The following is a 20,186-nucleotide window of genomic DNA, read 5'->3' as shown; positions in this document are numbered from 1 at the left end:
ATAAGGGGGTAACAAAACCGTCTGTGCCGCGACAAGCTTCCTAAAAGGAAGGTGTTTTTCAAAGATCGAAGTAAAAAAAACGGCTGATAAGCTGCTTTTTTTGTTTTTCCTTAACTCGATAGCCGGATTTTCCCGCTGTCGTTAAAGGAACTGGATAGAGGGTTCCCGGAAAACCGGAAACCCCCATATCTCAGTATACTACGTTATCTCAGAAGAGACAATACTTGCTGGCTGTTGCTGTTAGCCTGCGCAAGCATCGCTGTTCCAGACTGCGAGAGCACCTGATTCTTGGTGTACTCGACCATCGCAGACGCCATGTCGGTATCGCGGATGCGTGATTCGGCGGCGGTCATGTTTTCGGCAGCGATATTCAAGCCGGAGATCGTGTGGGTCAACCGGTTTTGATATGCGCCCAAGTCCGCGCGCTGCTTGTTGATGGTCTTCAGAGCTTCATCGATAGTTCCGATGCTGCGGTTAGCAGAATCAGCATTCTCAAGAGTCATGATCGAACCATCTCCCACATTGCGTACTCCCAGAGCGGTAGCGGTCATCGTACCGATGTACACGCGCACTCGCTGGTCCATGTTGGCGCCGATGTGGAACCACATGGATCCGGTGATGGTGTTTTCGCCGGTTTCCCGCGCGAAACGGCCGGTGAGCATGTTCATGCCGTTGAACTGAGCGGCGCTCGCAATTCTGTCCACTTCCGCCACGAGCTGAGAAACTTCAACCTGGATCTGCATGCGGTCTTCGGATGAATAGATTCCGTTCGAAGACTGTACCGCGAGTTCGCGGATGCGCTGGAGAATGTCGGAAGTTTCCTGCAAGTAACCCTCGGTAGCCTGGATGAAGCTGATTCCGTTCGCCGCGTTCTGCGAAGCCTGGTTGAGGCCTCGAATCTGGCTGCGCATTTTTTCGGAAACGGCAAGACCGGAAGCATCGTCGCCTGCTTTGTTGATGCGCATACCGCTCGACAGTTTGGAAATGTCGTTGCCGATGGCACCATTGGTGACGCCGAGAGTTCGCTGTGCGAACATTGCAGAGAGATTGTGGTTGATAACCATAGTTATTCCTCCATGGAATAGTCTTTTCGGGATGCATCCTTGCTTCCCGGCCTCATTTCAGGCACCCTCCCGCGCAACATCCATCGGACACTGCCTCTGTCGGACGCCTTCAATCAGGACTTGCAAAGAAATCTGTTTTTACGTAACCTTGCTAGGGGTAAACGCTTAAACAGACACCTTTACCTTATGTATGTCGGCAGCTTCTGCCTGAAGCTTAAACTTTTTTTTATTTTTTTTAATGAAAACTGATTGTCCCTTTTGCCTTTCTCAGCGAATCAGGAAAATAGAATGCTCCTCTCTAGTATACGGCAATTGCGAAGTTTGCGGAGGATTTTTTTTATTTTCTCGCTATTTTCCTTCATCGCAGAAGTCCCGCGAACGGTATGAGCATCATAATAATGAGCTCTCCGATCCGGGGTACAGAAATTACTTGCAGAATTTCATCGACACGTTTCTAGATTTTTTTCGTACGGACGCAGGGCTTCGTTCTAGGCCTGCTTCTATTCTCGATTGGGGAAGCGGCCCCGTTCCTTCCTTGACGACACTCTTGCAGGAGCAGGGATTCGAGGCGTATCCGTATGATTTGCATTATCAGCCTGTTCTTCCCGACGCGGCTGTCCGTTTCGAAACGATAGTTTGCCTGGAAGTTGCGGAGCACTTTTTGTCGCCGAGAGACGAATTTCGGCGCATGGCAGATTTTCTTCTGCCATCGGGCTATCTCGTCGTAGGAACGCATCCTGCTGAATCGATGTCATGCGATTTCGAGAAATGGTGGTACAGGAGCGACATTACTCATGTTTCATTTTATTCTGAAAAATCCCTTGAGATTGTCGGAGCATCCGCAGACCTCGTTTTTCGGGGAAAGATCGGTCAATTCGAATATGTATTTCAGAAAAAAGGATAAGGCCTCCTCCATCCTTTTTATTCTCTCGGAGGAGGCTTGGATTCGATTACTCATCCAGTAATTGTAGAATACGTCTCGCGGCCTTTCCCCGGTGGGACACTGCATCTTTTTCACCCGCCGGCAATTCAGCTACCGTAAGTCCGCGTTCCTCGACCAGCACAAGCGGGTCGTAGCCGAATCCTCCCGATCCCCTGAGTTCATCGATAAGCGTGCCTTCGAGAGTTTCCTGTACCGAATAGAAGCGGTCTTTTCCAAGGTAGAGAATCATATTGCAGACGAATCTGCAGCTTCTCTCCTTGATTCCTTTCATATTCGAAAGCAGCAGCTGGTTTCGTTCGTAATCGGTGAGCTTTATTCCATTGTCCGAACCGTATCTTGCCGATAACACACCGGGGGCTCCGCCGAGAGCGTCGACGCAAATTCCGGAATCGTCGGCCAATACCGGTTTGCCGACCAGGTCGAACAGGGCTTTCGCTTTTATCAGCGCGTTTCCGAAAAAGTCTGCCGCGGTTTCTTCGGGGTCGAAAGCAATTCCTTCGTCGGGCGGAATAACGATTGAGTGGGGCGCAAGTATTCTGGAAAGTTCTTCCCTTTTATGGGCGTTTCCCGATGCAAAATAGATCTTCATATCGCACCAGAATACGCATGTTTATTTGTATATGCAAGCGTCGAATCTATCGTTCCCCTGCTGATTCCAAGGGTCGCCGCGAGGCATCGATTACTGGGAGCTCTGATGTGCCTGGACTGTTCCGATTCGAGTCTTTTCCATTGCAGCAAGCAATAACTGCGTTCTTTTTCCAATTGTGCAAAGCGTCCGGAGGAACGGTCAAGGCTGCGCAATTCCAGTTCGCACCTGCGGGCCCGGATGTAATAACCGTTCATCCGCTCGCGTTCTATTTTGAATCGTTCTTCCTTTTCTTTGCAGTGCCTCCTCAGCGCGTCGCATTTTTCCATTAGCCATGCTTCATCGCAGCCTGTAAGATACGCAACTTTGCGTATTGCCTGGTCATCGATGAACAGGCTTGATTTGCAGGCGAGCAGAAGTATTTTTCTCGCGTATATTTGCCCTTCCCTGGTCGATAGATCCAGCTTCCCGCCGTATGTTTCCTCCGGATCGCGCAGAAACTCCAAAGCCGACGATGCATCATGGGATTCATCGGTTTCCGATAACACACGAACGCATTCTTCCTGTTCCAAAGCGTTTCGGTGAGCCGCCTGAGCGCATCTGATCCGCAGAAACGATCGGTAATAGAACTGAACATACTTGGTCATATATGTCGACAGCGAAGCTTTAGAAGGATTAAAGGAGAGAATGAGCCTCTTGATTCGCGGATAGAGCCAGAGAAAAAAATCGCCGCCCTCGTCTTCGTCCCGATTAGAGCTTACAAAGTAGGAAAGCCTTTCATACACATACACCGCAGCCGCGTCTGCGGCCTGTTGTTTAGATTGTTCGCAACTGTTCTCTCTCGTATTCTGCAAGTGCCTTTCTAAATCGTCTGCCGTCATTGTATTCCTCCTTACATTACGCGAAACGGCTCATTAAAATGCGAGCCGTCGGTTAAAAAACCAATCTGTTTTACAGATTTCGTCGTTATCTTGTAAGCAGAAATCATGCCAGGCGAATAGTGAAAATGCGATACGGCAGAAAGTGAAAAATATTTTGGTGATCAGCTGCGGGAAAGAGGTTGGAAATCTTTATAATATAAAGAGTAATTGCCGAATTTTTTTTGAGGTAAAACAGTGTATGGGAGGATGAACGGTTGAATGAATAACAGGATAAACGGTCTTAAAAAAACATTCAACCGGTTGAACAGCCTCTGTCAGTTTTGGAATTGCGGTTTGAATGCTTCGATGAAGCGGGGGATGAGGTCTTCGATTTTTCCTTCGATGCTGAGTCCCGACGCCTGGCGGTGTCCTCCTCCGCCGAAGGACGCTGCGACTATGCTTACATCGATTTTATTCAGCGATCTGAATCCCACGGAGCAGCGGTCTTCTGTTTCCTGTCGAACGATGACTATCGCTTCTACTCCGCGGATGCTTTGTATCAGCTGATAGAGGCTGTCGGAATCCCTTCCTTCCAGGCCGTATTCGTCTGTGTCTTCCTTCGATTCCCAGGATACAATCAGTTTACCGTCGTAATACGGCCGCATGCGAGAGAGAATCCGGGAGATGAGTATACGCGAGCCCCAGGATTTTCCTCCGTTCATATGGGCGAATACACTCTTCGGGTTTGCTCCGGCAGCAATAAGGCGTGACGCGAAAGCGAATGTTTCAGCGCTTCGCTCGTCGAGATGTCGGAAAAATCCGGTATCCGTGCATAAACCGAACAACAGCATCTCGGCTTCGTCCCTGGACAGGGAGTTTCCGAAGGTTTCGATGATGTTTTGAACAAGCACGGTAGTCGCGGGAACAGAGCCGTCCACATAGGCAAGATCTCCCGAATGTTCATTGGTTGCGTGATGGTCGATCACCGCCATAGGAAAGATCTCCAAACCTTGTGCAGCGTCGCCGATGCGCTCGATTCCTGAACAATCAAGAATTACCACTGCGGTATTTTCCGGAACAGCTGTTGCGCTGATATTCGGAATGAACAATGGTTCATATTCTTGAATTTCGGGTCTCTTAAAGGGGCCTGCGGACAGAAGTATCGTTTTTTTTCCCATGCGGTTCAGCCATGAACCTAACGCGAGCGTGCTTGAAATCGAATCTCCGTCGGGTTCTTTGTGGCTTGCCAGAATATACGCATCGTACCGTTGGAAAAAATCGGCATATGCAGGGGGTATTGTTTTCATCTTCATCCTTGCTTTTCTTTGAAAATCAGTTCAATGACACATAATAACAAAAAAACCATCCGTTGACATCGACTCCGGATGGTTTTTCCAAGTAAGCAAAGCAATAAAAAAAACTAGGCAGAATGCACTGCGTCAATACTGCATTTCAAAGGTTTCCACATTAAATTTATCGTTATACTTGGCGCCGCTTTGAAGAGTTCCCCAAACCGGATGAAAAATATCTTCCGGCACATAGATACGAATATGGTCGAATTCGCCGTTTTTCGTCATGTAGCTGAAATAAGGAGCAATATCTCCGGTATATCTGTTCATCACAGCCTTCGAATTGCGTCTATCGAACCATTCCTTGGGTATGAACGCTTCGCCCGTTTTCAGTTTGGTTCGTTTATAGATGATATAATATCCCAACTGATGCGGGAAAATCTTTATAATTTGAGCGTTGGTATAATACATCTCGGATTCAGCGGCGACGGCCGGAGATGCGATGAGTGCAGTCCCGGCTAATAGAACCGCCAGCATTATAATCATGGCCTTTTTCATTAGTAACCTCCGTGTATACCCAATTATAGTGTTACGATTTACAAAGTTGCAAGCATTATCGCTTTGATGGTGTGCTTGCGATTCTCGGCTTGATCCCATACCCTGCTTGCCTGTCCTTCTATCACATCGAAGGTTACCTCTTCGCCTTTTACCGCAGGAAGGCAGTGCAGAAACACGCACGAATCGTTTGCGGTTTTCTTCATTAGCCCGGCGTTAACCTGGTAGGGCCTGAGCATCGCGATTTTTTCATCGCGCGAGGCTTCTTCGCCCATGGAGACCCAGACGTCCGTGTACACTGCATGAGCCCCGGCAACCGCTTCGAGCGATTCCGTTACCTGGATGGATGCTCCCGATGACGCCGCCCAGGGCGCGGCTTCTGCCAGAATCTGAGCATCCATCTGGAGCTCTTTCGGCGAAACCACCGTGAAATGTATTCCGAGTTTAGCGCAGACGATGAGCAGAGAACGGGCAACATTGTTTCTTCCGTCTCCGACGAAGCACAGCTTCAATCCAGAGAGTTTTCCGAAAATCTCCTGCAGCGTCATGATGTCCGCAAGGGCTTGAGTAGGGTGGAATTGATCCGTCAATCCGTTATACACCGGCACGCCGGCTTCCCGGGCAAGAATCTCCACGGTTTCCTGTTTATAGCCGCGGAATTCGATTGCAGAAAACATTCTGCCGAGAACCCTCGCCGTGTCTTCAACGGATTCCTTCGCTCCCAGCTGAATGTCCTGGGTGGAAAGAAAGACCGGATGGCCGCCTTCCTCGCCGAAAGCCGTTTCGAAGGCGCAACGCGTCCTTGTCGATCTTTTTTCAAAAATGAGCGCGATCGTTTTTCCCTGGAAACGCTGATGAATGTCGCCGGTACGGGACGCTTTCTTGACTTCATGAGACAATTCAAGCAGATATTGAATTTCCTCAGGAGTCCAGTTTTTAAAAGTCACCAGTGATCTTCCCTTCAGTGTTGCCGGGTTCATGTGTTCGCTCCTTTTTAAACCGTACAATGGCGGACTTTGCAAATTCGACCTTTCGGTTTATAATAACTACCTGTAGAAACGCTGTCAATCAGAGCGCGTTTTGCATTTGAGGTACGAATGCTCTTTGTCTATGTAGATATGCGCTATCAACGCCAGCTGAATTTGATCTGTCCGGATGTACCCGCTGCCTTCTTCCGCGACGCGGGAGCATATGCCTCGGGCAACGGCGGACGTCTCATCCGGCTTTCGGGCGGATCCGCCTGGTTTTTCGAAGACCGCTCCGTGGGATATGCTTTTTCCGCATCCCGATTTTTATCGGATATCCGAAGCCTGTTGGAAGAGCATCGCGAGCGAGTCAGAGAGTGCCTGGTAATTGTTGATATATGTTCCGACGACTGCACGCCGGATTCTTTGAACGAGCATCTTGCAAAATACGAAAACACCCTCTTTCCCGATCTGGGAATTTTAATATCGCCGCACGCGCTTGCAGTATTGAATCCGTATATATCCGTCGTTTCCCACCAGGATTCGCAGTTTTCATTTTTTGCCGGCTTGCGGTTAACGGAATATGTTGAACCGAATAAAGATGAATCGGCCGGCGCTGCTTCCCGTTTTTCCCTGTTCGCGCAAGAAAATCTTCATCCGCTGTTCGCGTTGAGAGACGTGAGCGCTACGTTTCCGGATGCCGACTCGTCATTGCTTTCTCCGGAAGATTCTGTGAAGTTTTTCGATGCGCAGGCGGCGATGAACGCTTTTTGCTCAAGACGATATGAAGATTCCATGCCCGATTATCTGATTTCAGCCTGCCATGAATGGTTTACTTACCGTATTCAAATGATAACGGCAGCCTGCGGAGCTCCGCCGGTTTTTGTTTTATACGGGAAGCCGGAAAGCACAGCCGCCCTGCATGCGTTCTTCGATTCGATATCCGGGTTTTGCGCTGTGGAATCCGGTGCTAAGGGCGTATATCTTCCCGGTAACGCCGCGAATATGCCTGAAGACCTGGCTGAACTGGCATGGCTTATGTACCGCGCCTTATCTTGTCTTTTTACTGACGAACTGCCTGCGTTTTTTAAGTACTTGGGAAAGGATTCCCCTTTTTTGATTCCACTCGGCACCTTGCTTTATTCCGAAGGGATGCTCTCCGATTCTCGTGAATTCCGGACCTTCAACCGGCTTTTAATCGAGAGTCTTCGAAAGCGCTTAGGCGAACGGGTATTTAAACTCGACAAGACGTTTGCCGGATATTTGTGGAAAAAATACGAGAAGGGCGAGCTTCAGCCCGTTTCATCGTTGTCCAAGGTTTTGGAAACTCTTTCGTTTTCGATTCCCGACGATTTTAAACTAAATTGTCTTTTACGCGGTACGGAAACATTAGAGTCTTGTTCAGACGACTCGTGTTCGTTTTCTTCGCCGGAAGTGCGGGAATCTCTTACGGAATTCCTAAAAGCGTTAGCGGCGTATCAGGACAGGAAAATCGACGAGTCCGCCGCGCTCGTCCGCCGCTCCCTTCACAGATTTCAAAAAGCGGGCGCGCTCTCCGGCGAATATCGCTCTCTTTCCCTGATAGCCTTTCTGTCATTGGTGCAAAAGAAAGCCGACGATTCCATCGTGTATCTGGAGTATGCGCTTGAAAACGCCGAAAAGATGCATGATCCTTCGGCCGTTATCGCGACCAGATTCGACATGGCGATGGTCTATTTCGTGATGGGGAATTATCATTTTTCATTATGCGTGCTCGATTCTCTTGATAAGCCTGTCGGGGAGTATTACGCCAAGGATAGAGAAATTCTGCATGTGTTCATGAAGGGCCGCGTTCAATTCGAACTGGGAGCCTACAGGCAGGCCGAACTGCTTTTCCAGACAGCCTCAGCGCTTGCCGATGCGCATGGAATCCCCGGGGCCGATCCGCTCTGCCGCGTCTGGTATGCGCGTTCCATCATGCATCAAAATCGCTTCGCCTCGGCGGAAAGCATATTATCTTCTCATCTTGGCGCGATTCCCGAAGCCGCTGTGTTTCTTGCCGAGTCCGCTTTATTGTCCGGCCGCCCTCTGGCCGGGTTTTCTCCGGCCAAGCATCCGCTCTTTCAGGAAGCCGTCGATTCGAAGCGGCGACTGTTTACTCCAGCAACCTTCGACTGGTCGAGCGGATTCGCGCTTGCCGAAGACCGATGTTATTGCGCTTCCGGTGAACCTTCCGTTCTGGAAAGAATGTATTCTTTCTATCAGGCAGTATGGGATGTCCGTTTTAATTCTTCCCCGGATATTTCCAAACTCGCCGTGCTTTCCCGCGAAGCGCTGGACGCCAAGGATCCCTGGGCGGCCGTATATTTTTATTTCGCCTGGGACTACGGCCTCAGAGCGGGCACGGTTCCTGCGGCGGATATGTCCGTATGGCTGAGCATGGCGTTCAAGTATATGCAGAAGCGCGCGAATTATATATCGGACAACGGCATGAGGGAAGAATTTATGCAGACGCCAACGTTCAATTCCCGGTTATGGAGGGCGGCGCGCGAAAATATGCTTATATGAGTCTGCTTGACTTTTTTTTTACGATTTGATACTGTGTCGCTACATCACGGCGGTATAGCTCAGTCGGTAGAGCAAACGGCTCATATCCGTTAGGTCATAGGTTCAAGCCCTATTGCCGCTAAGATTAGAAAGGTACTTACTGCATCGCGGTAAGTACCTTTTTTTGTATATAATTACTTGCAAAATACGTCCCTCCGATGATTCATTCATCAGAGGGACTAACTATTTCAGTCTGCGGCGCGCCGGGCCATGACCTGCTGGTCGAGCTGCAGCAGTCCGAAATGGCTGTCGCCAACTTTATCAAGCATGTCCAGAATATCTCTGTCGTTCTTTTCTTCTTCAACCTGTTCGTTGATGAACCAGTGGAGCATTACTTCTGTTTTGGGGTCTTTTTCCGCCTTCGCCAATTCAAAGAGAGCGTTTATCGAAGCCGTCACTCCCTGTTCATGTTTGTATGTTTCTTCGAATATCTGCTTCGGCGTTCCGAATTTTACGGGCGGTTTCGCTATCGCTTCCAGCTGTACTTCAGAACCTGCTTCGTACAGATACTCATAGAACTTCATTCCGTGTTCCCATTCTTCGCGCGCTTGCATCTTCATCCAGCTCGCAAATCCTGGAAGTGCATTAGCGTCGAAATGAGACGCCATGGAAAGATACAGATACGATGAATAGAATTCCTTGTTAATTTGCTCGTTTAACGCTTTTTTCAGTTTTTCCGACAACATTGTTGTTCTCCTTGTGTAGTAAAGATACATTATTGGGCTAGCAAGGTCAAATTTTGTTAATGTTTTCACTGCTGTCCAAGATAATTTCATAGACAAAGCTCAAATTGCATACAACTGACATCTGGAGCGTGAACAGAAACTGGCGGCGACGACCCGGCAAACCAAAGGTTCAAATCAATACGTTGGAATAATGAAACAGAGATTTCCGAAATAAAATGTGTGAAGCATTTCGTTATACTGCCTGTCGATTTTTTGAGCATTATATACAAAAGGTAAACGATCATAGCAATCCAAATCTGCGTTTTTACCGCATTCTCAGAGGTTCCATAAAAACGTTTTATTTTCAGGTTTTGCTTAATAGTTTTGAAAAAGAGTTCTATGTGCCAACGCTTTCGGTATATTTCAGCAACCTTTTCCGCGCTGCAGCTTATCATGTTCGTAAGTAAAATAATTGCGCTTCCAGTCTCATTATCAACGGTCCGAATACGCCTGAGTTCATTTGGGCATTTGCTTTTTGCAACCTGGCCGGTAAACTGAATGATATGGTCGCTCGATATCTTTGTGGTATGCGTTTTTCTTCGTTTAATTACTTTGTAAGAGGCATTATCTTTAAGTCTGGTAACGAAATAGACACCGTTATCACAAAAATCAGAAAACTGAGCGTAGTTATTGTATCCCTTATCAAAGGTAACAATATCGCCTTTCTTAAGATTCATTTTTCCAAGCGTATTGTTCTCATGCTCTTCTGCATTAGTAATGAACAAATATTCCGGAACTGATTCGCCAACGTCATATTTCACATGGATCTTAACACCGCTTTTTGTCGATCTGAATTTCGCCCATGGGAAATCATTCAGAGAAAATCCGATTGTGGTTGCATCTACGGCATACAGTTTCTTTTCCGTCAACTTACGTGCGCCGCGCTCAAGCGTTGAAAATAATTGATAATACAAGGACTCGAAAAACTCGGAGCCGTGATTTTTATTTGCGTATGAAATCGTTGATCGTTTTATTTCTTTGTTCAGGCCGAGATGGTAAAAAGATTTTTTTTGGCAATTCATTGCATTTTGAATACTACGCAGGCCGTTTTGTCTAGTTATTTGCGCAAAGGCCATGACAACGAATTGATCCCATGTATTGAAATCTTTTCGGAATTTGTCTGATTCCATCGTTTTGCACAGTTTATCAAATTCAGGTCTCTTAACTTGTGATAGAAGCTGTCCAAAAAGTGTGTTATAGTTATTCATACCCGATTTCCTTTTGTGGTAAAGGTTTGTGTGGTAACAAAACTGTATCACGGAAATCGGGTTTTTAAAATAGTTCTATTTATCTTGGACAGCAGTGTAATGTTTTATAACAATTTAATGAAGTATTAATTCGGGAGCTAATGCTTCTTCAGGGATACTCGATGTTTCGCCGTAATACGACTGGAGGATTTTTAAATAGGTTCCGTTTGAGAGAATCTTCTTGAATCCTTCTGTGAAACTTGCATTCAATATTCCTTCGGGATCTTGTTTTGCCGAGAAAAAAACAGTTATATCTCCGATTTCATACGGCAGGGAATATGCTTTAAACGATTTATTTTCGGCCGGGTAGAGGTTTCGAATATACGCTAATCCCGTCAGGTCTACAATCGCCCACAAATCTATCCATCCATGATATAACTGCCTTGCCGATCCTTCGTGTATTGTGTTGGGAATCAATGTAAGGGCTGATTCTTTTTTTAGAAACTCCATTATTCCGCTTCCGTTCAATACTCCGATTCGGTAAGGTGATAGCTCAGTTAATGACGAATAGTTCAAACCTTCGGGAAATCTTCGGGTATCGTAGATAAATGTTTGAAGGACATGCATGATTGTGTTCGAAGGCGCAACAGTTCCCGAGGTTAGCTCGTGTTTAAAAAGGATCCTTCCTCCGATCGCAGCATGGGCTTCGCCGGCAGAGAGCGACGCTATCATGCGTTTTACCGGTAAAAAAGACAATACAGCTTCTATATCCGCTTCCTTAAAAGCGGCAAGAGCTATTTCACACGCTACTCCCGGGTTTTCCTCATTCTGATATATCGGTGGATACTCAAAGGCAAGAAGTGTAAGCGGTTGTCCTGCGAGATAGTGAAACGGGAGCAAGAATAGCATAGCCGTGAGTATCTCTCGTATGAAAGTACGTTCGACATTCTGCATCATTATGCAATAGTATACACCATCTTATGCGAAATCACCTAACAGTTCAGCGATGACGATCGCGCCCCTGCATCGACTAGCGAACGCGCCGGCTGCGCGGTTGGTTGTGCTCCCTTCGTATCGCTCCCTGCCTCGATATGAATTATCCTTCTCCGTTTTTACATGCATCGTCGTCGTCGGCGTAGCGCGAGTTTTCCGGATCGAAGGATTTTGTGCACACGGGTGCATCTTCCAGAGCGGCGGATTTCGAGTCTTTTTCAGGTGTTGCCTCTACGGCTTCAGGTTTTTTCTTTTCCATATAAACGTCCTCCCAAAATTCAGTTATATTTATAATATACGGCAGTCGGGAAAGAAAAAGAAGAAAAATGTTATACGAGGCTATCAAAAGGAGAAACGAGTGGCTCTACCGATTATTGGAGTTCCTCTGGGCGATCCTGCGGGAATCGGGCCGGAGATTATTGTAAAGGCGTTGAAATCGGCAGAAGTCGCGGCTTCTGCTCGCGTGCTTGTGGTAGGCGATCGCCGGGTGATTGAAGACGCGATGAATTCGACCGGAGTTGCGTTCGTTATACGGGAGGTTTCGACTCCGGCGGAGGCTCTTTGGGAGCCGGATGTTCTTAATCTGTTGAACCTCGCCAATGTCGATTTTTCGGTATTCAAAAAAGGCGAGGTTTCGGGAATGTGCGGTCGCGCCGCTTACGAATATATTGAAAAGACGGTGGAGCTCGCTATGAGCGGCCGGATAGACGCAGTTGCGACGACGCCGATCAACAAGGAAGCCTTGAAGGCGGGCGGGGTCGATTTTATCGGCCACACCGAGATATTCGCCTCGTTGACCGGAACAAAAGATCCCCTCACGATGTTCGAGGTGAGGGGAATGCGCGTGTTTTTTTTGTCGCGCCATGTTTCGCTCCGAAGAGCGTGCGATCTGGTGAAGAAGGACCGGATTATCGAGTACGCGGTTCGGTGCTTCGAAGCGTTGCGGATGCTGGGCGTAACCGAAGGGACGATGGCTGTGGCGGGTTTGAATCCGCATTCCGGGGAGCATGGACTTTTCGGAACGGAGGAGGTCGAGGAGGTCGAGCCCGCTGTCAAGGAATTGCAGGCAATGGGATATCGGATAGAAGGTCCGATAGGCGCGGATTCTGTGTTTCATCTTGCGTTGTCCGGAAGGTATAACTGCGTGCTCTCCCTCTATCACGACCAGGGGCATATCGCCACGAAGACGGTGGATTTCGACCGCACCATAGCGGTGACCGGCGGAATGCCGATTCTGCGGACTTCCGTGGATCACGGTACGGCAATGGATATCGCGGGGAAGGGCATAGCACGCGAAACGAGCATGGTAGAGGCTATTCGCCTGGCGGCCCGCTATTCTGCGCAGTACTCGAAAAAATGAAACGTCTCGCTCAGTGGTCTTCTTCAAAGTAGGATAGAGGATCATCGAGCTGAGCGACGGCATGGAGGAATGTTTCGACGAGATGCGGATCGAAGCTTTTTCCGCGTTCGCTTTCGATAATCTCCAAAGCTTTCTCCAGGCTGAACGCCGGCTTATAGACGCGTTTGTTCACCAAGGCGTCGAATACGTCCGCGATGGAGACGATGCGCGCTTCCAGGGGGATATCTTTCCCCTGAAGTGCGTTGACGTAGCCGGACCCTGCCCATTTTTCATGATGATAGAGGACGATGTTCTTCGCGATGGAATCTATGGCTTCGCTATTGATGATTTGATGGCCGATGACGACATGAGTTTTGATCTGTTCGAATTCTTCCGGCGTCAAACTTGCGGGCTTCAAGAGAATTTCCTTGCCCACGCCGACTTTGCCGATGTCGTGGAGCGGAGCGTACATCCTGATGTTTTTGACGAATTCTTCGTCGCAACCCGCTTTTACCGCGATGAAGGCTGAGATTCGTGAAATGCGCCGGATGTGGTTTCCCGTTTCTTCGTCGAAAAAGAAATTCGCGCTTTCAAGGGTGGTGACCATGGCCATCGTCAAGTTTTCAATTTTATTCTGTTGAGCTGCGATCAACCTTTTCTGGTTCCATGCTTTGCAGGCCGTTCTGAGCGTAAGGGACAGATCGTTTCTATCCCAGGGCTTTGAGATGTATCGGTAGAGTATGTCATGATTTACGAGATGAACGACGGCCTCAAGATCGGAATAGCCTGTCAGCAGGATTTTATATGCGTCGGGAACTATATTGTGCGCGGCGACGAGAAATGCGTCTCCCTTCATCGACGGCATGCGCTGGTCCGAGATTATGATAGGGATTTCAATGTCTTCCTGTAAGAGTTCTTCGATCAGCTGCAGCGCGCGCGGACCGCTGTCGGCGACTTCGATGGCGTAATCCTGAAAAAACGGATCGCTTTTCAGTTCCTGCTTCAGGCTTTGAAGGATAATGGCCTCATCGTCCACGCAAATGATGCGGGGCTTATTCATGTCGATCTCCTGTGCAGCAGAACCGCACGATGCTCCGCAATTCTTCGCTGTTCCACGGTTTGCGGAGGACGGCATAAACGGCAGAGTTGCCTCTTACTTTCTTCATTGCCTCTTCGTCCGCCTGTCCGGTTATCATTATCGCTTTTACGTCCGGATGCGTTTTCGCTACCGTTTCCAGAAATTCGTCTCCGCGTATTCCCGGCATGAGCCAATCGGAGATGATGAGTATGAGCTTGACTCCTTCTTTCGATAAATCATCGATTATGTCGAAAGCTGAAATCGCGTCCGTCGCTTTTTCATAGATGAACTCGTCGCCGAAACTGCTTTTAAGTTCATGAACAAGAGCATGGAGTATGATAGCCTCGTCGTCTACGCAGAGGATGGCTTTTTTCTTATCCATTGGCCGTTTCCTCCTGCAGGGTATGGAGAGTTATCGTAAAGATCGTCGAGCCCGGCCTGCTTTGCACTTCTATTGTCCCCCCATGATTCTCGATGATGCGTTTGCAAATATCCAGTCCCAAACCCATGCCTTCTCCCTGTTTCTTTGTGGAAAAAAAAGGGGTGAAAATTTTATCTATATGCTCTTCCGGAATGCCCGGCCCGTCGTCTTCGAATGTTACGAATACCGCGTCTCCTTTTTTACCGGTCGTGATGGTCAATTCGCCGCGGAAATTCATTGCTTCCGCCGCGTTTCGAATGATGTTCATCCATACCTGGCCGAGCTTGTCGGCCGATCCCATGGTGCGGGCGAGTCCGTATTTGCGTTCAATTTTTATGCCGTATTTCAGCATGTTGTTCATGAGGGTCAGTATGCGGTCTATGTTGTCGTTCAAGTCGATTTCAGTGTTTTCATCATTCTGTTCGGAGGAAAGATACGAGCGAAGCGCCGAAACCACGGTCGACGCCTTCTGCCCGGCAACGTTGATTATCTCCGACATTTTTCGCGATTGCACCGCTTCCGAGGCCCGCTCGAGTATTGCCGCGTTTCTCTCTGTTTTAAGGAGGAACAAGGTATCGGGGACGAGCTGATTGATTCCGATATCTGAAAGAAGTTCGGCGACTCTCTTTTGATTCGGAATTTCGTTCCATTCCAGATCAGCTTCCATTTGCCGCAGCTTCTGTCTATCCTGGCGGACGATTTCAAGGTTATGGGAAGCTTTGAAACCCTGCTCGAGCATCTGCTGGTAGAGCTCTCTTTCGTGAGGCTCCAGTTCGATGAGGAACTCGGCGAGCTTGAGCTCCAGCCGGTCGAAGTAATTCATGATGAGATTATTCGAGGAAAGGATGGCTCCGAGCGGGGTATTGAGCTCGTGCGCGATGCCGGCGGACAGGTGTCCGAGCGCGGACAGTTTCCCGGACTCGATCAGCTTATCTTGCGCAAGGTGGAATTCTTGAATCGAATTCTGCAGCTCGACCGTCCGTTCCTGCACCCGAAGCTCCAGGGAGTTGTTCACCTCAACGAGTTCCAGATTTTTAGCGCGGATTTTTGCGCCCATATCGTTGATGACGCTTACCAGAAGATTAACGTCTTTGTAGGGCGTTTCCGGTATAACGCATTCGTAGTTTCCCGCTGCTATGTCGTTCAGTCCGTTGAGAATCGCTTTCAGCGGCGCCGCGATGCGCCGGGTAAGAAGCCACCGGTGAGCGAGCGTATTCGCGATGATTACGGCGAGGATGACGATGACCGCGAACAGCAAGAGCGGCATCACGGTGGTTCTGATGTCCTTGTCCGAAAATTCGAGGGTAATAATGCCCAATTCGAGGTCGTTGTAATAAATCTGTTTCTGTATCGACGGAATGAGAGGCGACGATTCTGCGATTTTGGTGGAGAGAATCAAGCCGGTGGCGGTAGAGGAAATCGTAATGCCCGAAATTCTTCCCGACGAGAGAAGCGCTTCTCCGATTCTGACTGCCTGCACCTCGTCCAGATTGTACAGCGGCTCCCTGAGAATCGCCGCAGTTTCATCTGCGGTCACAAGGGATTGTTCCTGATGGGATTTCAACATATTCAGCGTGATGAGGCCGATCAAGGATACCAGCACCACTATGATTATTAGGCTCGATATTAAAAGCGTAAGATATTGTATTTCGTCGGTCAGTCGGCGCATCGCTATTTTTGTATTGATCATCGGCCTTCCCCTGGGATTATCGCTGTTTCTTAAGTATTTTCCGGGAAAGTATAAAAGTCAAGGTCAGGATCGGCCGGCCGCGTGTTATACTAAAGGTACATTCGGAGGTTTTCATGATAGGATCATGGTTTATATGGGCTCTGATCGGCGTCGGCTGCATCGGCCTTGAAATGCTGATTCCGGGATTCGTTATTTTCTTTTTCGGCCTTGGAGCCCTGGCGACCGCATTATGCACGCTGATTCCCTTCGTAGGGGCCGCAGTATGGCTTCAAATTATGTTATTCGTCCTTTTTTCCATCGTTTCTCTTGTTTTCATGCGGAAAAAGTTCGCGAAAATTTTCGAAGGGACTGTTTTCAACGGTGCTTCGGGGACTTCTCCGGAAGACGGGGTCGGAGAAGTGGTGGATGTAGTCGATGCCATCGAGCCTCCCGCGGAAGGCAGGATACGCTTCAGGGGTACAACATGGAAAGCGCGGACGACCGGCGAATCAATCGCGGCGGGAAGCCATGCCCGCATCGTAGCGCGAGACAACGTGACTTATATTGTAGAAAAATCCTGAAAGTCTGTATGTTGAAAAAGGAGTGTTGAAATGGATGTGTTTTTAGTCTACCTGATTGCGGCGATCTTCGTTATCGTGTTGTTCAAGATCGCAGTCGTGGTTCCCGAACAGGAAGCCTTTGTCGTGGAACGCCTGGGAAAATACACGAAAACCCTCGAGGCAGGCTTTCATTTGCTGTTTCCTTTTATCGACCGGATCGCCTACCGCCAGAACCTGAAAGAGGAAGCGGTCGACGTCGATCCGCAGGTGTGCATCACCTCGGACAACGTGCAGGTCGAGGTCGACGGAATTCTGTATCTGAAAGTGTACGACCCGGTCAAGGCGAGCTACGGCATCGACAATTACCGCTACGCGGTCGCGCAGCTCGCGAAGACCACGATGCGCAGCGAAATCGGCAAGCTCGAGCTGGATAAAACCTTCTGCGGACGAGACTCGATAAACGACAACATCGTCAGGGCCCTCGACGAAGCATCCGACAACTGGGGCATCAAGGTTACCCGCTACGAAATTAGGGACATCACCCCGACCGATACTATCCTTGAAGCGATGGAAAGCCAGATGCGGGCTGAGCGAATCAAGCGCGCGAACATCCTGGAATCCGAGGGCAAGCGCGAAGCCCTCATCAACGTTTCCCGGGGAAACAAGCAGGACGCGATCAACCGCTCCATGGGAGAGCGCCAGCGCAAAATCAACATAGCCGAAGGACAGGCCAAATCGATCGAAATCACGAGCACCGCCACGGCTGAAGGCTTGTCCCTTGTGGCCGAAGCGCTCTCGGTTCCCGGCGGACAAACCGCCATGGGAATCCGTCTTGCGGAAGGCTACATCAAGCGTTTCAGATCCGTGCTTGAACGCTGCGACGTTTCCGTCTATCCGGAAGAACTTGCCGGCCTGGCCGTAGTCGCCGATCTCGTGAAAAACACCGTTGCGCGTGGAGGTAAATCCTGATGAATCCGTTTATGCCCTTGTTAGTCTTTTTGGCTGTTTTCGCTTTTATTTTTGTGGTCACGCTGTTCCGGAGCGTACGCGTCGTACCGAACCGGACCGCCCTCATCGTGGAGCGGCTCGGACGCTACAGCAGAACGCTGGAAGCTGGTTTTCACGTGCTTTTTCCCTTCCTCGACAAGGTCAGGTATCGCCAGACTCTGAAGGAACAGTCCATCGACGTTCCGGCCCAGGATTGCTTTACGAAGGATAACGTGCAGGTGCGGGTTGACGGCGTGCTTTATGTTCAGGTAATGGATCCTAAGAAGGCGAGCTACGGCATCAAGAACTACGGAGTAGCCACCGTGCTCCTCGCGCAGACGACGATGCGCTCGGTGATCGGCCAGCTCGAACTCGACAACACCTTCGAAGCCCGCGAGATGATCAACGCTTCTGTGGTGAAGGCAGTCGACGAGGCCTCTGATCCCTGGGGCGTCAAGGTGAACCGGTACGAAATACAGAATATTAAAGTTTCGGATTCGATTATGGATGCGATGGAAGCTCAGATGAAGGCCGAACGAGAAAAGCGCGCTGAAATAGCCCGTTCGCTCGGAGAGATGGAAACGAAAATCAATCTTTCAAAGGGCGCCTATGAGGAAGCCGTAAACTTGAGCGAAGGCCAAAAGGAGCGGATGATCAATGAAGCGGAAGGCGAGGCTTCCGAGATTGTCGCTGTCGCGCGGGCAACCGCAGAAGGAATCAGAAAGGTAGCGGCCGCCGTCAGCATGAGCGGGGGAAAAGAAGCGGCCAATCTGCGCCTTTCCGAAAACTGGATAGACGCCATGGGCGGAATCGCGGTGGAAGGTTCGAAAGTTGTGCTCAGCGCCGATTTGACTGATTTCTCCGAGGTTACGTCGAAAGCCGCGAAAATGTTGCTGAAATAAAACCGGTAAGTCCGCTCTCGGGGAGCATACGCCGGGAGCGGATTGCGTCGATCCATTCTACGGGAAGAACTGATTATCTCAGTTTTGCTCCGGGAATGAGGCTTTGGGCAAGGGAGGCGAGGCGGCGGGTTTCTTCCGGTCCGTACGGCGTTTTCTCGTTCCATGCCGGATCGAGGCAGACTCCGCTTATAAAGCCCGCCAGTTCCCAGTCGGCCGATTCGGGAAGCAGAGACGCTATTTCCCTTAATTCTTTTTCTCCGACAAGACCGGGTACCAATACCGTGCGGTATTCTACGCGAAGCGGGCGAGAGGCGTTGCCGCCGCGCAACGCTTCGTCCTTCAGTATTTGAAGCGTTTTCTGCAATTCTTCGGCCAACCGCGGTCCTGCGCGTTCTTCGATAGCTAATTCTCCGTATCGGCTGAGAGAGGTTTTCACATCCACCGCTATCATATCCGGCCTCAGTTCAGGGTCCGCGAGAAAGGTTTTCAGCCTGTCCGTGAGCGTACCGTTCGTATCGATTTTGACTTGCAGGCCGAGATTGCGGGCTTTTCGTATCAGATCCGGCAGGGCGGGGGATAAAAAGGGCTCGCCGCCCGAGATCGCAAGACCGCCTAAAACCCTGGATCTCTTTTCAAGATGGGCATACGCTTCCTCAATCTCCACATAGGATTCCGTTTCCCCGGTTCCGCCGGACGGTCCTGTAGCGACCGGGGCGCAAGCGAGCTCGCCGTTGTGGCAGAATGGACAGCGAAGATTGCATCCGGGTAAAAAAACGGCCGCGCAAACGCGGCCCGGAAAATTTACCAGGCTTGTTTTTAAAAGCCCGACTTTCATAGCGCAGTCGCCTTAAAAGGAGAGAACCGGTTCGCCCGCGTACGCGTTCGACAGCGAACGGATTTCTTTAACGGAATGGGCCCTGCCGGTTTCATGCCCCGACTGATCGAAGAAGATCACCGTCGGCGCCGAAAACACCCCCAGCGCAGACGCGCGGGCGAATCCTTCGGGAGTGTCCACGTCGATCTGTTCGCCGGAGAGGGGCAGGGATGTACAGCATTCTTTTACCGGGGGGCAGTTCGGACAGGTTTTCCGCACATACAGTTCGTAGCGCGCCTCGCCTTCCGCCTGAGCAGTTTCAATAGCGCAGGTTTCCGAAATTACGGCGTTGCTGTTCTTTCCGGGAACCTGGACGAGGTCGAAAGCGCCCATATGTTCTTCAATTCTTTGTTCATCGGCGATGAACAATTTCCTGTGATTATATTCTTCACGTTTTCCGCGGTTCCAGTTCCGCACCGATCGATAGTATCCGACGATCCGCGCATAGACTTCCGTCGTGGTTCCATGCACGTTCTGCATCTCTGCCCTGACCCTCGCGATGTCGGCGTCGATCTCTGTTACTGTTCTCATACTTTCCCCTCCCGGGACGTTTTTATTTTTTCGATCCTGTTCGCTTGCTGACAGCCCGAACAGAATCTGCGT

Annotated in this window: 21 protein-coding genes and 1 tRNA gene; 7 read left to right on the top strand and 15 right to left on the bottom strand. The window is 49.7% G+C overall.

Annotated features, from left to right (window positions below):
* Positions 1-203: 203 nt before the first annotated feature.
* Positions 204-1,064 carry a flagellin N-terminal helical domain-containing protein gene (locus K7J14_RS09110; protein ID WP_230755496.1) on the bottom strand — a complete coding sequence of 287 codons (861 nt, stop codon included), beginning with the start codon at positions 1,062-1,064 and terminating at the stop codon, positions 204-206.
* 238 nt (positions 1,065-1,302) lie between these two features.
* Between K7J14_RS09110 and K7J14_RS09105 the strand changes: the two genes are divergently transcribed.
* A complete protein-coding gene (locus K7J14_RS09105) occupies positions 1,303-1,968 on the top strand; it encodes a class I SAM-dependent methyltransferase (protein ID WP_230755495.1) in 666 nt (221 codons plus the stop codon).
* A 46-nt stretch (positions 1,969-2,014) separates the two neighbouring features.
* Here K7J14_RS09105 and rdgB read toward each other — a convergent pair whose 3' ends face one another.
* The 5 genes from rdgB to argF all read right to left on the bottom strand — a co-directional run bounded on the left by rdgB (position 2,015) and on the right by argF (position 6,277).
* Positions 2,015-2,596, bottom strand: coding sequence for an RdgB/HAM1 family non-canonical purine NTP pyrophosphatase (gene rdgB / locus K7J14_RS09100; protein WP_230755493.1), 582 nt, complete (start codon positions 2,594-2,596; stop codon positions 2,015-2,017).
* Complete coding sequence (locus K7J14_RS09095; RefSeq protein ID WP_230755491.1) at positions 2,593-3,474, bottom strand: hypothetical protein; 882 nt, start codon at positions 3,472-3,474, stop codon at positions 2,593-2,595. The genes rdgB and K7J14_RS09095 overlap by 4 nt, the downstream gene beginning before the upstream one ends.
* A gap of 314 nt (positions 3,475-3,788) precedes the next feature.
* Complete coding sequence (locus K7J14_RS09090; protein WP_230755488.1) at positions 3,789-4,760, bottom strand: DHH family phosphoesterase; 972 nt, start codon at positions 4,758-4,760, stop codon at positions 3,789-3,791.
* 132 nt (positions 4,761-4,892) lie between these two features.
* Complete coding sequence (locus K7J14_RS09085; RefSeq protein WP_230755487.1) at positions 4,893-5,300, bottom strand: hypothetical protein; 408 nt, start codon at positions 5,298-5,300, stop codon at positions 4,893-4,895.
* A gap of 38 nt (positions 5,301-5,338) precedes the next feature.
* A complete protein-coding gene (gene argF, locus K7J14_RS09080; protein WP_230755485.1) occupies positions 5,339-6,277 on the bottom strand; it encodes an ornithine carbamoyltransferase in 939 nt (312 codons plus the stop codon).
* 117 nt (positions 6,278-6,394) lie between these two features.
* Here argF and K7J14_RS09075 point away from each other — a divergent pair, with 117 nt between their 5' ends.
* Positions 6,395-8,809: a hypothetical protein gene (locus tag K7J14_RS09075; RefSeq protein ID WP_230755483.1), complete on the top strand. Its 2,415-nt coding sequence runs from the start codon at positions 6,395-6,397 to the stop codon at positions 8,807-8,809.
* A gap of 48 nt (positions 8,810-8,857) precedes the next feature.
* A tRNA-Met gene (locus K7J14_RS09070) sits at positions 8,858-8,930 on the top strand.
* Between the two features lie 106 nt (positions 8,931-9,036).
* On the opposite strand, the gene K7J14_RS09065 is transcribed toward K7J14_RS09070, so the two are convergent.
* From K7J14_RS09065 to K7J14_RS09050, 4 genes are all read right to left on the bottom strand, one after another.
* Positions 9,037-9,534 carry a ferritin gene (locus tag K7J14_RS09065; protein WP_230755481.1) on the bottom strand — a complete coding sequence of 166 codons (498 nt, stop codon included), beginning with the start codon at positions 9,532-9,534 and terminating at the stop codon, positions 9,037-9,039.
* Positions 9,535-9,620: 86 nt separating this feature from the next.
* The gene (locus tag K7J14_RS09060; RefSeq protein WP_230755476.1) at positions 9,621-10,781 is read right to left on the bottom strand and encodes an IS4 family transposase; all 1,161 of its coding nucleotides are present in this window, start codon (positions 10,779-10,781) and stop codon (positions 9,621-9,623) included.
* A 114-nt stretch (positions 10,782-10,895) separates the two neighbouring features.
* Positions 10,896-11,717 carry a substrate-binding periplasmic protein gene (locus tag K7J14_RS09055; protein ID WP_230755474.1) on the bottom strand — a complete coding sequence of 274 codons (822 nt, stop codon included), beginning with the start codon at positions 11,715-11,717 and terminating at the stop codon, positions 10,896-10,898.
* A 139-nt stretch (positions 11,718-11,856) separates the two neighbouring features.
* Positions 11,857-12,012, bottom strand: coding sequence for a hypothetical protein (locus K7J14_RS09050; protein WP_230755473.1), 156 nt, complete (start codon positions 12,010-12,012; stop codon positions 11,857-11,859).
* A 99-nt stretch (positions 12,013-12,111) separates the two neighbouring features.
* On the opposite strand from K7J14_RS09050, the gene pdxA reads away from it, so the two are divergent.
* Complete coding sequence (pdxA, locus tag K7J14_RS09045; protein ID WP_230755471.1) at positions 12,112-13,113, top strand: 4-hydroxythreonine-4-phosphate dehydrogenase PdxA; 1,002 nt, start codon at positions 12,112-12,114, stop codon at positions 13,111-13,113.
* A gap of 10 nt (positions 13,114-13,123) precedes the next feature.
* Here the strand turns inward: pdxA and K7J14_RS09040 are convergent, their stop codons facing one another.
* The 3 genes from K7J14_RS09040 to K7J14_RS16230 are packed head-to-tail and all read right to left on the bottom strand — an operon-like array spanning position 13,124 to position 16,281.
* Positions 13,124-14,152: an HD domain-containing phosphohydrolase gene (locus tag K7J14_RS09040; protein ID WP_230755470.1), complete on the bottom strand. Its 1,029-nt coding sequence runs from the start codon at positions 14,150-14,152 to the stop codon at positions 13,124-13,126.
* The gene (locus K7J14_RS09035) at positions 14,145-14,552 is read right to left on the bottom strand and encodes a response regulator (protein ID WP_230755469.1); all 408 of its coding nucleotides are present in this window, start codon (positions 14,550-14,552) and stop codon (positions 14,145-14,147) included. The genes K7J14_RS09040 and K7J14_RS09035 overlap by 8 nt, the downstream gene beginning before the upstream one ends.
* Complete coding sequence (locus K7J14_RS16230; RefSeq protein WP_330165596.1) at positions 14,545-16,281, bottom strand: sensor histidine kinase; 1,737 nt, start codon at positions 16,279-16,281, stop codon at positions 14,545-14,547. Before K7J14_RS16230 ends, K7J14_RS09035 begins: the two co-directional genes overlap by 8 nt.
* 113 nt (positions 16,282-16,394) lie before the next feature.
* On the opposite strand from K7J14_RS16230, the gene K7J14_RS09025 reads away from it, so the two are divergent.
* Genes K7J14_RS09025 through K7J14_RS09015 form a run of 3 tightly spaced genes read left to right on the top strand, consistent with a single transcriptional unit; the run spans position 16,395 to position 18,709 of the window.
* On the top strand, positions 16,395-16,841 hold the full coding sequence (locus K7J14_RS09025; RefSeq protein ID WP_230755468.1) for an NfeD family protein: 447 nt from the start codon (positions 16,395-16,397) through the stop codon (positions 16,839-16,841).
* A 36-nt stretch (positions 16,842-16,877) separates the two neighbouring features.
* A complete protein-coding gene (locus K7J14_RS09020; protein ID WP_330165609.1) occupies positions 16,878-17,789 on the top strand; it encodes a stomatin-like protein in 912 nt (303 codons plus the stop codon).
* Complete coding sequence (locus K7J14_RS09015) at positions 17,789-18,709, top strand: SPFH domain-containing protein (RefSeq protein WP_408033984.1); 921 nt, start codon at positions 17,789-17,791, stop codon at positions 18,707-18,709. Before K7J14_RS09020 ends, K7J14_RS09015 begins: the two co-directional genes overlap by 1 nt.
* A gap of 73 nt (positions 18,710-18,782) precedes the next feature.
* On the opposite strand, the gene K7J14_RS09010 is transcribed toward K7J14_RS09015, so the two are convergent.
* A complete protein-coding gene (locus K7J14_RS09010; protein ID WP_230755466.1) occupies positions 18,783-19,544 on the bottom strand; it encodes a radical SAM protein in 762 nt (253 codons plus the stop codon).
* 12 nt (positions 19,545-19,556) lie between these two features.
* Positions 19,557-20,114 (bottom strand): anaerobic ribonucleoside-triphosphate reductase, encoded by a 558-nt coding sequence (nrdD, locus tag K7J14_RS09005; RefSeq protein WP_230755464.1) that lies wholly within the window; start codon positions 20,112-20,114, stop codon positions 19,557-19,559.
* Positions 20,115-20,186: the final 72 nt, after the last annotated feature.

The sequence above is a fragment of the Teretinema zuelzerae genome (assembly GCF_021021555.1).
Classification (GTDB): Bacteria; Spirochaetota; Spirochaetia; order Treponematales; family Treponemataceae; genus Teretinema; species Teretinema zuelzerae.
Note: the sequence above shows the minus strand (reverse complement) of the source record. Positions and strands in the feature narration are given on the sequence as shown.